The sequence below is a fragment of the Acetobacter persici genome, from assembly GCF_018256955.1.
In the GTDB taxonomy this organism is placed as follows: Bacteria; Pseudomonadota; Alphaproteobacteria; order Acetobacterales; family Acetobacteraceae; genus Acetobacter; species Acetobacter persici.
In genome coordinates this window covers 19,271-32,133 of the sequence record NZ_JAERKU010000019.1, presented here as the reverse complement: position 1 = coordinate 32,133, position 12,863 = coordinate 19,271, and the positions used below count along the sequence as shown (strand labels likewise).

11 protein-coding genes and 4 pseudogenes are annotated in these 12,863 nt (G+C 54.1%); 8 read left to right on the top strand and 7 right to left on the bottom strand.

Going from position 1 to position 12,863, the window contains the following annotated elements:
- Nucleotides 1–177: 177 nt before the first annotated feature.
- Complete coding sequence (locus tag JK199_RS14715; RefSeq protein WP_212377302.1) at nucleotides 178–420, bottom strand: type 1 glutamine amidotransferase family protein; 243 nt, start codon at nucleotides 418–420, stop codon at nucleotides 178–180.
- Between the two features lie 14 nt (nucleotides 421–434).
- On the opposite strand from JK199_RS14715, the pseudogene JK199_RS14710 reads away from it, so the two are divergent.
- Nucleotides 435–1,570 (top strand): annotated as a pseudogene (locus JK199_RS14710) (IS3 family transposase); the annotation flags it as partial.
- A gap of 42 nt (nucleotides 1,571–1,612) precedes the next feature.
- On the opposite strand, the pseudogene JK199_RS14705 reads toward JK199_RS14710, so the two are convergent.
- The 3 genes and pseudogenes from JK199_RS14705 to JK199_RS15880 all read right to left on the bottom strand — a co-directional run.
- Nucleotides 1,613–1,801, bottom strand: a pseudogene (locus JK199_RS14705) (IS5/IS1182 family transposase); the annotation flags it as partial.
- Between the two features lie 214 nt (nucleotides 1,802–2,015).
- Nucleotides 2,016–2,876: an aldo/keto reductase gene (locus JK199_RS14700; protein ID WP_212377300.1), complete on the bottom strand. Its 861-nt coding sequence runs from the start codon at nucleotides 2,874–2,876 to the stop codon at nucleotides 2,016–2,018.
- A 49-nt stretch (nucleotides 2,877–2,925) separates the two neighbouring features.
- Nucleotides 2,926–2,997 carry a hypothetical protein gene (locus tag JK199_RS15880; protein WP_244985204.1) on the bottom strand — a complete coding sequence of 24 codons (72 nt, stop codon included), beginning with the start codon at nucleotides 2,995–2,997 and terminating at the stop codon, nucleotides 2,926–2,928.
- A 39-nt stretch (nucleotides 2,998–3,036) separates the two neighbouring features.
- Between JK199_RS15880 and JK199_RS14690 the strand changes: the two are divergent.
- The 3 genes and pseudogenes from JK199_RS14690 to JK199_RS14680 form a co-directional block, all read left to right on the top strand.
- Nucleotides 3,037–3,213 (top strand): annotated as a pseudogene (locus tag JK199_RS14690) (IS3 family transposase); the annotation flags it as partial.
- A 40-nt stretch (nucleotides 3,214–3,253) separates the two neighbouring features.
- Nucleotides 3,254–3,778: pseudogene (locus JK199_RS14685) on the top strand (IS630 family transposase); the annotation flags it as partial.
- A gap of 166 nt (nucleotides 3,779–3,944) precedes the next feature.
- Nucleotides 3,945–4,337, top strand: a complete 393-nt coding sequence (locus JK199_RS14680; protein WP_244985198.1) for a VOC family protein — start codon at nucleotides 3,945–3,947, stop codon at nucleotides 4,335–4,337.
- A 132-nt stretch (nucleotides 4,338–4,469) separates the two neighbouring features.
- Here the strand turns inward: JK199_RS14680 and JK199_RS14675 are convergent, their stop codons facing one another.
- Nucleotides 4,470–5,984, bottom strand: coding sequence for an FAD-dependent oxidoreductase (locus tag JK199_RS14675; RefSeq protein ID WP_212377298.1), 1,515 nt, complete (start codon nucleotides 5,982–5,984; stop codon nucleotides 4,470–4,472).
- Nucleotides 5,985–6,051: 67 nt separating this feature from the next.
- Here JK199_RS14675 and JK199_RS14670 point away from each other — a divergent pair, with 67 nt between their 5' ends.
- The gene (locus JK199_RS14670) at nucleotides 6,052–6,504 is read left to right on the top strand and encodes a MarR family winged helix-turn-helix transcriptional regulator (protein WP_342356341.1); all 453 of its coding nucleotides are present in this window, start codon (nucleotides 6,052–6,054) and stop codon (nucleotides 6,502–6,504) included.
- Nucleotides 6,505–6,750: 246 nt separating this feature from the next.
- Here JK199_RS14670 and fixJ read toward each other — a convergent pair whose 3' ends face one another.
- Together fixJ and JK199_RS14660 are read right to left on the bottom strand one after the other, a co-directional pair.
- Nucleotides 6,751–7,368, bottom strand: coding sequence for a response regulator FixJ (gene fixJ, locus JK199_RS14665; protein WP_212377292.1), 618 nt, complete (start codon nucleotides 7,366–7,368; stop codon nucleotides 6,751–6,753).
- Nucleotides 7,365–8,885 (bottom strand): sensor histidine kinase, encoded by a 1,521-nt coding sequence (locus JK199_RS14660; protein ID WP_244985196.1) that lies wholly within the window; start codon nucleotides 8,883–8,885, stop codon nucleotides 7,365–7,367. Before JK199_RS14660 ends, fixJ begins: the two co-directional genes overlap by 4 nt.
- Nucleotides 8,886–9,246: 361 nt before the next feature.
- Here JK199_RS14660 and JK199_RS14655 point away from each other — a divergent pair, with 361 nt between their 5' ends.
- From JK199_RS14655 to JK199_RS14645, 3 genes are read left to right on the top strand one after another with little or no spacing between them, the layout of a single operon-like run.
- Nucleotides 9,247–9,783: a sorbitol dehydrogenase family protein gene (locus tag JK199_RS14655; protein WP_212377289.1), complete on the top strand. Its 537-nt coding sequence runs from the start codon at nucleotides 9,247–9,249 to the stop codon at nucleotides 9,781–9,783.
- Nucleotides 9,784–9,803: 20 nt separating this feature from the next.
- The gene (locus JK199_RS14650) at nucleotides 9,804–11,447 is read left to right on the top strand and encodes a GMC family oxidoreductase (protein WP_212377286.1); all 1,644 of its coding nucleotides are present in this window, start codon (nucleotides 9,804–9,806) and stop codon (nucleotides 11,445–11,447) included.
- Nucleotides 11,440–12,849, top strand: coding sequence for a c-type cytochrome (locus JK199_RS14645; protein WP_212377282.1), 1,410 nt, complete (start codon nucleotides 11,440–11,442; stop codon nucleotides 12,847–12,849). The genes JK199_RS14650 and JK199_RS14645 overlap by 8 nt, the downstream gene beginning before the upstream one ends.
- The last annotated feature ends 14 nt before the right edge of the window (nucleotides 12,850–12,863 follow it).

The following is a 12,863-nucleotide window of genomic DNA, read 5'->3' as shown; positions in this document are numbered from 1 at the left end:
GAACGGTATCCTGTCCGTCGGAGCGGTTCGGATCTACGGGAAGGTTGGAAGATTATTTCATCCAAATTGGAAGCAATGTGGCACTTATGAGATGTGGTGGTTGCCGTCCTGTCTTCCGTGGCTGTTCCGAATGACCACGTTGGCACATCGCCGTTTGGGGAGGACGGCTGTTGATTTTCACTGAGAACTGGGGTCTTCCTCACTATCCGTGAAAGCGCTGATCGTCTTGCTTTTCACGAACGGGGTTCCATCGGGGTTACGAACTCCGGTCAGACTTGCCGACCCATGGCAGACGGACGCGACAACCTTGCCGTCCGACCATGCGCGCAGGATCAGACTCTGGAGCGGCGTGCTGGTGGGCATGCCCCACATGGACGTGTCACGATTTAGTTCCGGGCCTTTAAGACCGAAGATGGTCATGAAGGAGACGTGGAGTGGGACGAGTTTATAAGGCAGAGTTCAGGCATGAGGCGGTGCGTTTAGCTCCGAGCAGCGGTCTGTCGCGTGAGCGTATTGCCCAGGATCTGGGGATCGGCTCCTCGACGTTGAAGAAATGGATCCGCGATGCGCAAAAGCTTGATACTGTAGTCGCTGACACAACAGATCATACGGCGCTATTGCGTGAGAATGAGAGATTACGCCGTGAGAACCTTCTGCTGCGGGAGGAGAGGGAGCTGTTAAAAAAGGCGACACAGTTCTTCGCGAGCCAAAAGTCGTGAGGTTCGCCTTTATCGCTCGCTATCATGGGCCACTTTCACGCGAACGGGTCTGCCGCCTGTTTGGTGTCAGCGACCGGGGTTTCAGGGCCTGGCGACGACGCCCGGTCTGTGCCCGCAAAAGACGGGATGACATCCTGATGGTCCATATCCGCACCATTCACGCTCAGAGCAGGCGAAGCTACGGACGTCCTCGTATGACAGAGAAACTCAGGGCGGCAGGTCTGTCTGTCGGGCATCGTCGCGTTGGACGTCTGATGCGCGAGAATGCCATTCGTGTTGTCAGGACACGACGCTTCAAGGTGACTACGAACAGTTCGCACAAGCACAGTATTGAACCCAACCTTCTGGGGCAGGATTTTTCAGCACCAGCGCTGAACCGGAAATGGACAGCGGACATCACATTCATCTGGACATGTGAAGGCTGGGTTTATCTGGCTGTGGTGCTGGTCCTCTTCTCACGCAGAGTCATCGGCTGGAACCTTGAGGTCCGTATGACCGCAGATCTTGCCACGACTGCGTTACAGAGCGCTATTGCCTTGCGTCAGCCACCACCAGGCTGCGTCCATCATGCGGATCGTGGCAGTCAGTATTGTTCAGAGGATTACCGCAAACTCCTTTCTGCTCATGGTTTTCTCGTGTCCATGAGCAGAAAGGGAAACTGCTGGGATAATGCGGTGACGGAGAGTTTCTTCAAGACCTTAAAAGCAGGACTCCTGTGGCGGCAAGCATGGACGACGCGTCAGGACGTCGAGCAGGCCATCACATCCTACATTAATGATTTCTATAATCCGCAGAGGCTGCACCCTGCACTTCAATGGAAAAGCCCTCTGGATTATGAGCGCAACGCCGCTTCACAGACAACCTATGGTCCGGAATTAAACCGTGACATGTCCAAACATCAGCACAGGATCAAACGGCGGACGACCGCCTTTACTGCCGTCTGCATAGGCCAGCGCTTTATCCAGATCAGGACGAAATGCTTCGAAATTCACAGTCCGGGAAAAGGCTTCGAGCTGATCACCAAGCCCGCTCAAACGAGAAAGCCGCTCTTCAACATCAAAGAAACCAGACTGCCTCATCAGCCATTCCTCCAGTCATCACACAAAAGAGGGAATCACAGAGAGGGCCTCAAAACCAAGAGGTTTGTCGAACCATCCAGGTTGCCTCGTCAGACTGGCGTAATCAGGTTTATAGACCTGATATTCAGGACAAAGAGGCATCACTCTACAAAAAGCCTGGCTACGCTATGTAGCGTAAAAATGTGCGTTGGAGGTCCAACACCAACACACATAACCGTCAGGTCTTGAAGCGTATCTCGGCAATCCGTTTGACTCGCTCAGGGTCGCGATGATCCGTAAAAGCCGTTTGCCCCGTATCGAGCGTCGTGATTGACGCCATATCCTCGTCATCGAGATCAAAATCGAATATCGAGAAATTTTGTCGAATTCGCTCGGCGTTGACCGACTTCGGGATGGAGACGACCTGTCGTTGCCGCAGCCAGCGCAGCACGACCTGAGCAACGGAGCGATGATGCCGAGACGCAATCTCCGTCAGCACAGGGTTGTTGAAAAGGTTGTTGCGCCCCTCGGCGAAAGGTCCCCAAGATTCGATCTGAACGCCATTCTCGGCCAAAAATGCCTGTGTGGCAATCTGCTGGCAAAATGGGTGCGTCTCGATCTGATTGATCGCGGGCTTGATGCGGTTAAAGGCGATCAGGTCCATGATTCTGTCCGGATGAAAGTTGCTCACACCAATCGCACGTGTCTTGCCACCTTCCTGCAGTTCCTCCATTGCCCGCCAAGAGCCGTGTACATCTCCATAAGGCTGGTGGATCAAGTACAGATCAAGATAATCGAGTTTCAGACGCTCCAGAGAACGGTGGAACACCGCTTTGGCTGTCTCGTAGCCGGCATCCTGAACCCAAAGCTTCGTTGTGATAAAAATCTCGTTCCGAGGAATACCGCTTGCAGCGATGGCCCGGCCGACAGCTTCCTCATTTTCGTAAGCGGCGGCCGTATCGATCAGGCGATAGCCCACATGCAGGGCTTCCAGAACGGCGGCTTCACACTCTGCCGCATTGGTCATCTGATAAACACCGAAGCCGAGCAGAGGCATTTCCACACCGTTATTCAGTGTCACTACCGGACATTTCGTCATATCATATGGTTCCTCTCTCCAACACACTGATCTTGTCCGATATGACCTCTCATGCAAGGGCGCGTTGGATCACGATCTTCCCAGTATGCGTCGCCTCTTCCAGAAAACCATAAGCCCCCAGAGCATCATCGAACGCGAAAACCTTGCCTATAACGGGACGGATCTGATGGTACGCCAGGGACCATGGAAAAACAGGGACACTGTTGAGCTGGCAACACTGAAATGGGTCGACTGGTTCAATAATCGGCGGCTCCTGTCCTCCATTGGAAACATCCCGCCAGCAGAAGCTGAGGCTCGCTTTTATGCACAACAGAAATCACATGCTTTAGCCGCTTAAATCAGATAAAAAACGTCTCCACAAAACCCGAGGCAATTCACTGCCCATGGCACCCGGCGTGCCGGAACGCCGTACACATACCTATCTCCGGAACGGTACGACGTCGCTGTTTGCAGCCCTCGACATCGCGACGGGTGCGGTGATCGGCAAATGCTACAAACGTCACCGTGCCACGGAATTCCTGGACTTCCTGAAACGTATCGCCGCCGAGATCCCTGATAACCTGGATGTTCACCTCGTGATAGACAACTACGCCACGCATAAAACGCCCACAATAAAGACGTGGCTCGCGCGCCGCGCGCATTGGCATATTCACTTCACGCCCACCTCGGCTTCCTGGATCAATCAGGTGGAGCACTGGTTCGCCGAACTGACGCGCAAGCAACTCCAGCACGGCGTGCATCGGTCAATAACTGAACTCGAAGCCGACATCACAACCTTTATCGACGCACATAACGAAAATCCAAGGCCGTATCGGTGGGTCAAATCAGCCGACCAGATCCTCGCCTCGGTGAAACGTTTTTGTCACAAGACAATGAACCGAACTTCAGATTCAGGTAACTAGCGCATAAAGGAGTTGTCAGTCGGTTCTTCCCCTCATTTCGGCAGCTCAATCCTCCATCTCGCCACACCGAAAGTTGACATCACTATCACAGTCAGCGGCACGTCATGCATCGACGCAAAGCTGTTGCTTATATTAGAATACACAAATTATATTAGGGAGCTGTTCTATGATCCAGATTGATCACCTAGACCACCTTGTGTTGACTGTGGCGGATATTGAAAAAACTTGTTCTTTCTATCACGACATACTTGGATTTGAGATTATTACCTTTGGTGCCGGACGAAAAGCTCTCAAGTATGGCAACCAGAAATTTAACCTGCATGAGACAGGTCATGAGTTTACACCCAAGGCAGCTAAACCTACAGCGGGTTCGACAGATTTCTGCCTGATTGCCACAACGCCTTTGGAAGACGTAATAGCTGACCTCAACAACGCTGGTATTAGTATTGAAGAGGGTCCGATAGAACGAACAGGAGCTAATGGACCTATAAAATCCGTTTACATTCGAGATCCAGACAAAAATCTGGTCGAAATTTCAAACTATCTAAACCATATATAATTGAGTTTTATATATTTATCCCAATATTAACACAAATCCAGCCTCCTGTTCCTGTTACCGCCCACTCAAGACCGGAGGTTCCGTTTTCCCCAGAACTGCAATAATATAGGACGAGACCAGCGACCGTCGCCCTCATGACTCTCCGAGCGTATCGGTTGGACAGAACGACATTACATGCGCGAGGTAGCGCGAAAGCTGCGGCTCCAGTCCCTCAGAGGGAAAGATCCCGGCGATATAACCGTCCGGACGCACGAGCACCCACTGACCGGGTTTGACCCCATATGCTTGGACAATATCGCCACCTTCGTCGACGAATTCATGCCTCGAGCCGATGCTGACGATACGGACACCCGCAATAGCCGATGGCCGGTCGTGTGGCTCGTAGCCAAGCAAAGTCCAATGAGTTCCTTGAAAAACCGTGAACAGCCGTGTCCGTTGCCCCGCCTGTCCGAGACAGGGAGCATCGGGTGCGCGATCGCCCGTCTGCACTCTACAGTTCACCGAACCGGGCATGCTCAATGATGATCTGCGATAGTCTAGGTCAAGCTGACGCGCTTCGCGATCGCGCCGCATGGTACCCTGCTTTGCTTCTTCGAGCAGCCGCGTCGAAAGACGCAGCATGTTCAATGCAATCGGCCGACGCTCCGCCTCGTAGCTGTCGAGCAGCGCTTCCGGTGCGCCCGAGAGCACGGAAGCCAACTTCCAGCCGAGATTATAGGCGTCCTGAACGCTGGTATTGAGGCCCTGACCACCGGTTGGCGGGTGAACATGGGCGGCGTCTCCCGCAATGAAGACGCGCCCGACCCGATAGCGATCGGCTAGACGCGCACTCATCGCATAGACCGAGGACCAGGACACCGAACGGACGATAATGTCCCCTATACCAGTTCGTTCTCCGATGAGCGCGGTCAGCCCGGCCGGAGACAGATCGATCTCTCCATCCAGTGCCACAGGCGCCTGAACCTGGAACAGGTCCGTTCCCGCCAGTGGGCAGATCATCACCTGCGTCGCCGGTGAATCGAACTGGAAACGATGCCAGGCGGACCTATCAAGCCCCTCCAACCGCACATCGGCAACGATCGCACGTACACCGAGCGCTTCTCCCGGAAAACCAATAGCCAGAGCATGGCGGACGAAGCTGCGACCGCCGTCGGTTCCGACAAGAAAGCGAGCGCGGATAATTCGTTCACCGATTTCCTGTTCCGTCCTCGCCGTGACGCGATGGGCATCTTGTTCAAAACTAAGCAGCCGTGTGCCAAAGTCAGGATGGTGACCCAGCTCGGCAAGTCGCTCCCGCATGACGGCTTCGGTTGCGAACTGCGGCAGCATCAGTGGCGCGGCATAGGGTTCGGCGGTCGGCGGGAAGACGTCCGCTTCAGTCAAAAGCGTCTCTTGTGTGGTACCGTCTGGACGATAGGAGCGTAATGGCGGATAGGGGCCGCCTGCTGCCGCAATGCGATCGACGAAGCCGAGATCTTCGAAAATCTCCATTGTTCGGGGCTGGATACCTTTCCCGCGCGATCCGCTGAACGGCTGCATATTCTGCTCGATCAATCGAAACGAAACCCCGCGCCGAGCAAGGTCGATCGCAAGTGTCAGGCCTGCGGCACCCGCACCCGAAATCAGGACATCTGTATCGAAGGACACTGGCAACTCCGCGAATCAATGTGTAATATTCACGTATATGAGATTGGCATCGAAGGCAACGAAAAACGTGAATAATGCACACGACCCTGACATCCTGCGTAAACTGCATGCCGCGATCATCGATCTGGTGGACGAGATCAACCGTCCACGCCGGGATGATCGATTGATTGAAGAAGCGGGCATACCGCTGGATCGGGCTCTGTTTCCGCTCCTTGGGCGGGTATGGCGTTACGGTCCTATCGGCGTTGTCGAACTCGCGGAAAGAACGGGTCGCGATCATACGACGATCAGCCGACAAATGAGCAAGTTAGAGGAATTGGACCTTATTGAGCGCAAGCCGTCCATAACGGATAGGCGCATTCGCGAAGCGACAGTGACTGGCAAGGGGCAGGAAATGGTCGATCTGCTGAATGTGGCCCGTGAGAGGCTGGCCAACCGTATTCTCATCGATTGGACGGATGCCGACCTCAATCAGTTACAGACGCTTTTGCGACGCTTCGCTGACGACTTGATGCGATGACAAATTCAGTGAAAATCATCATCCAGAACCTTCAATACCTGCATGTCCAAAATCGGGCTGAAAGGGCTTCAATCAACGGGTCTTCGAACCCTCCAGCTTCAGCCGAAACTGATATCCCTGTATCGCTATCCCCCACCCTTCCACGATACGTATCCCGGAATAGGCCTCGGTGCACCACCGTTACAACCGCCTTGCCTCGTTGGGATAATTTTCAATACTGGCCAACATCTCTTCAATCTCTCAAGATTACGCCAGATGCTCTCCCGCCACGAGCGCCATCCGCACCAATTCTGATAGGGTGCGAGCGTCCATTTTCGTCATGAGATTGGCTCGATAAATCTCTATTGTTCGCGGGCTTATTTCAAGCTCGCGAGCAATAGCCTTGTTCGACTGACCATCAACAAGACCGCGAAGAACCTGTCGCTCCCTATTCGTCAGAACAGCGATCCGCTGACGAACGACATGCGCCGGCGTCCGACCAGCACTGATCTCACCGTCGCTTTGCAGAGCGGAAGCCACCGCCTCAAGGATGGAATGGTCGCCGAACGGTTTTTCGATGAAATCGCGAGCGCCACCCTTCATCGCTTGCACAGCCAAGGGAACATCGGCATGTCCCGTGATCACGATGACCGGCAGGACGGGCCTAACGTCCTGAAGATGGCTAACGAGATCGAGGCCGTCCATGCCGGGCATCCGGATATCGGTGACAACGCAACCATGCTCGATCCGGTCGAGGATGCTGAGAAACTCATCCGCCGATGAGTAGGTCCGTGCGGTATATCCCGATGCAAGCAACAGAAAGGCAAGGGACTCACGCACGGCCTCGTCGTCGTCGATTACATGGACGGTGCAATCAGAATTCATTCGCCTACCCCCTCTATCCGAGCACAAGGGAGGGTAAAGAGAAAGCATGTCCCACCCTCGGGCACCGCTTGCGCCCAAATGCGTCCTCCATGAGCTTCTACGATGGTGCGACAGATCGACAGGCCGACTCCCATACCATGATCTTTCGTTGTCGAAAAAGGCTCGAACAGCTTGCCGGCGATCTCTGGCCTCACTCCGGCGCCAGTATCTGTTACGGACACTCGTGCCATGCCTTCAAAGGCGTCAATTGCGACAACAAGACGCCGCTCGTGGCAATCTTCCATAGATTCCACGGCATTACGGATTAAGTTGAGCAGCACCTGCTGAATCTGGACCTTGTCCGCGATAACCTGATCGACATTGGAATCCAGACGAAAGGACACATTGATGCCGCGCTCCGCAATACCGACCAGCGCCAGCACCGCCATCTCCTCTACAAGTGCTGTCAGGCTCTGCAGCCCCAGGTCCCCTTCTCCTCGCGAGACAAACTCCCGTAACGATCGTATGATCTGACCTGCCCGCAGCGCTTGTAGCGCCGCTTTGTCTATGGCCTCCTGCACGAGTTCGTTCTGCCCGCTTCCCTTCTGCAGAAGACGACGGCCACCATTGAGAAAGTTTGTAATGGCCGTCAGTGGCTGGTTGAGTTCATGCGCCAGTGTCGCCGCCATCTCACCCATTGCCGACAGGCGGGAGATATGCGTGACTTCGGCCTGCAACTGTCTCATGCGGCAATCTGCCTCCTCGCGCTCCGTAAGGTCACGCAGGAAAACAATCACAAATGGGCGCCCTCCCGAACTCAGGCGGCCTATGGACAGATCGACGGGAATCGTCGTCCCGTTCCCCCGACGGGCAATGGACGCAAAGCCCTGCCTGTCGAGAGCCGGAGGCGCACCAAGCTCGGGAACGATGGCCGCGATATTCGCGCCGATCGCCTCCATCACACTCCACCGCAGCAATGTCTCGGCCGCATGACTGAATGACTGCACGATCCCCTGCTCATCCAGAATAATGATAGCGTCCGGAACGGCGTCGAGAATGGAACGTAGATGGGTTTCGCGTTCGAGGATGCGTTGCGCCATCGCGGCCGTGCGCCACCGGGCACGCAGCAGCCATTCGCCCCCGCAGGTGATCAGAACGCAGAGTGTCGCAAACAGAAGCGTTTCAACCCAGTTTTCGATCGACGGAGCACCGTCATACGCCAAAAGCAGGGAGCCCATCACCGAGGCAAGGATCGCAGCCGTGAGACCGGGCAAGAGGCCGCCGGTCACAGCACCAACAAGCACCCCGGGAAGGAGAAGGAGAAACAATGTTCTGGTGCTGCCAAGAAGCGGTGAGATCAGACAGCGTGAGAGTGCACCCAATACCACGAGGCCCAATGCAGCCAGAGAAGCAGTCACGAGGTGCCTATGGCGTGTTCGCACCATAATCTCTTGATTTGACAGATCCCAGAAGTCCCTCAATGGAGCCCTTACTTTGGCGATGAACGATCGACCAGACGAAAGCAACTCCGTAATCATACGTAGTATCCTTCATTCAGATAAAGCTGCAACTTTATGCTCTCAACAGCGTCACTCATTACGGTGGTTCTAAAGAATGGAGAGAGTCGGTCTTGATCTAAACAATTCATGGATCCCCATAGAATATTATAGAGATCGCCATAATATCATATTCAATTACATCAATAATATAATTGTAATTTAAAATTTAGGATTGCGCTAATACATTTACAACACACAGATCACCCATAACATTCCAACAAACCCTTTCCGTTCTTGAATATATAAATAAATATTTTTAGGAATGTTTATTTATATATTCAAGTCCACTCATCTATCGGGGCAACCACATAATAAAATTTATATGTGCAGGAGCTAACAGATGACACCCTTTCATAAAGAATTCAAAATAAACCGACGAAGCCTGCTGCTTGGTATGAGTGCGCTTGCCACCGCCGCCAGCTTTACACAGTCTCTGGGCCTTGCCGCGTCAAACGGACACATACATGAGCCTGACAGCATAGTACAGTTCATGCTCGTCTCGAAACTTCTTGTTCCACACGAACTGGATCCCTTTGTCGGTCATAAAATCTACAACGCACTCAGTGATTCCGAAGAGGGTTTTGACAATACAGTCACAGCACTTCAGGACTTCATCATGAAAAATAGCGTTGTGGATGTTGAACATCTCATGCCGGCACTGACTGATACAGCACTAAAAAACTCAGCCCTGAAAATAATATCAGCCTGGTATTCAGGCGTAGTGCACAGCAAATCGGGGGATCGCGTTGTCGCCTTTGAAGAGGCGCTCATGTTCAAAGTCACCAACGATGTCATGACGGTCCCCTCCTACGCGAAGTCAGCACCCAATGCATGGAATGCGACTCCCGTTCCTCTCCTGAACATGCCTGCGTTCTGAACTTCTCTGGAGAATTGTTCATGCCCTCCACTCTCAATAGCGATGTTGTCATCGTCGGTACTGGCGTCGTCGGCTGCCTGATCGCAGAACAGGCCCTTGATGCCGGGCTTTCAGTGGTCATGCTCGAGGCAGGTCCCCGTGTCAGTCGCGATACCATCGTTGAAAATTACCGTAACCTGCCCCCCACACTGCGCAACCACTGGAACGCCCCGTATCCCCCTAAGCCGTGGGCGCCGCACCTTGAAACACGCACCCCGACTGAGGCCGCATCGTATCTTGACCTGACAGGACCAAATGCCAAAGCCTACGAGCAGGGGTACGTGCGTTACGCCGGTGGTGCCACCTGGCACTGGGCCGGTATCTGCTGGCGTATGACGCCGGATGACCTACGACTTAAAAGCCTATATGGCGTAGGGCGTGACTGGGCCTTTAGCTATGATGTGCTCGAACCCTACTATGCACGGGCAGAGCATGCGATGGGTGTCTGTGGCCCCGGTGACCCAGCCCTGCAATGGCCGCCACGCACCGCGCGCTCTCGCCCCTACCCAATGGGGCCCATTCCCTTTGGTCCGGGCGAGCAGCGGCTGACCGATGTTGCCGCAACCCTTGGCATGCAGAACCTTCCCGCCCCACAAGCACGCAACAGTGGCGTTTCATTTGATGGCCGCCCCCCGTGCTGCGGAAACAATAACTGCTTTCCAGTCTGCCCGATCGCTGCAAAATACGATGCGGCAACCGCCCTGCCCCGCATCGAGGCAAAAGGCGGCCGGATCATCACGAATGCTGTCGCCTATCGCGTTGAAACAAATGCCCAGAAGAGGGTCGAGGCCGTTCACTACTACGACCCGAACAGAGCCTCACATTCCGTTTCAGGCAAGATCTTTGTGCTGGCGTGCAATGGCATAGAAACGCCCAAGCTCCTCCTTTTATCTGCTGATGACAAAAACCCTGGTGGTGTCGCCAATAGTTCAGATCAGGTCGGCCGCAACATGATGGATCAGCCAAAGCTGATCGCGGACATTGAAATGTCGGAACCACTCTGGACCGGCGTAGGCCCTGTTCAGAGCAGCAGTATCATGAACACGAGTCAGGGTGATTTCCGGCGGGAGTATGCCGGTGCCATGTTCCGTATGGAAAACATGGCGCGAAGCACACTCGGAGGTTTGGCCGCTCTTGAAAAAGGTCTTTACGGCAAAGCCCTTGATCAGGAAATCCGTCGTTTGTCAGCCTGCACTGCCCGCCTGACCGTTGAGCACGAACCGCTTCCGCTGCCCTTCAACCGCCTGACCCTATCAGACAAAAAGGATTGGCTCGGCCTGAACCGTCCTCGCATCTATTACGATGTAGGCGACTATGTACGGAGAAGTGCTGAAAACTATACCGTTCCCCTGCTTAAAAAACTCGCCACTGCACTCGGCGCGACAGATATCAAGATTTCACCTGAATTCTTGCACAGCGATCATATCATGGGAGGCACGATCATGGGCAACGATCCAAGCGATTCAGTCGTGGATGCAGATTGCCGGGCCCATGACCATGACAATCTTTTCCTGCCAGGTGGTGGCGCAATGACGACCGGCGGCAGCGGGAACAGCACGATCACTATGGCCGCATTGGCGCTTAAAGCTGCGGATGCAATCGTCGGGCAACTGAACCATGCTTAGAACCATACAGGCCTTCAGGCTCTCATTCCTTACTGCTCTGGCGGGGCCGATACTCCTGTGCAGCGCTGCGTCAGCCGAAGATGGCGGCAATACAGATCCGGGTGCCTACATAGCGGTCACATCAGACTGCGTCGCCTGCCATACCGCGCCGGGCGGCAAACCGTTTGCCGGTGGGCTGGCCATGAAAACGCCGCTGGGCACGATGTATTCAACCAACATCACGCCATCCAAAACATATGGTATCGGCGAGTATAGCGAAGCGGATTTCTCTCGTGCTGTCCGTAAAGGCATCCGCAAGGATGGGAGCAATCTCTACCCTGCAATGCCTTATACAGCATATTCTTACATGACAGATCAGGACATACACGACCTGTACCTGTATTTCATGAAATCCGTTCAGCCGGTCGAGAGCGCTCCGCCAAAAACGGCCCTTCCTTTTCCAATGAACATCCGCAACTCAATGATGTTCTGGAATATCCTGTTTCGTAACAATACAACGTACCAGCCTGACCCATCACGCTCGACAGAGTGGAATAGAGGAGCCTATCTCGCGCTGGGGCCAGCGCATTGCGGAACCTGCCACACGCCGCGCGGCTTTCTTATGCAGGAAGAGACCTCCAAAGCCCTTGGGGGCGCGAGCCTTGGTTCATGGTATGCTCCCAATATCACCTCGGACAAAATCAGTGGCATAGGAAACTGGTCGCAGGACGAAATCAAGACCTACCTGAAATCAGGCCATATAGACGGTCTGGCACAGGCCGCGGGTGGCATGGGAGAAGCCGTCGAACACAGTTTCCAGCACCTGACCGAGGCAGACCTGAACGCTCTGGCGACATACCTTGCATCAACACAGCCAGTGCGTGACCCAGCTGATGGGAATCTCTCACGCTTCGCTCTTGGACAGCCGGTTTCCAGCGCGGACCGTGTCAGAGGCGATCAACCCATCCGGTCGGAAGATAATCCCGATATTTCCGGCGCTGAACTGTTTATGGGAAATTGTGCCTCCTGCCATAACTACAAGGCACAGGGCAGTCGCGACGGATATTATCCGTCATTATGGCACAACTCCGTTACAGGCGCCTCCAACCCGGACAATCTGATTGCGACCATTCTTTTCGGTGTTGACCGTCATGTTGCAGGTACCCAAGCGTTCATGCCCGGCTTTGGAGGAAAAAAAACAGATGCCGCGCAACTCAATGATGAGGAAATAGCCAAACTTACAAAATATGTTTTTGATACATATGGCAGGCCTCAGGTTTCTGTATCACCAGCACAAGTCGCCACGATCCGTCAGGGTGGCCCAAAATCGCCACTACTCGTTTTGAGCCGTATCGGCATAGCCGGAGGAGCCATTATTATCGCACTTGGGTGTTTCTGGTTTTTGCGGACATTCCGTAAATAAAAGACGAAAAGGGG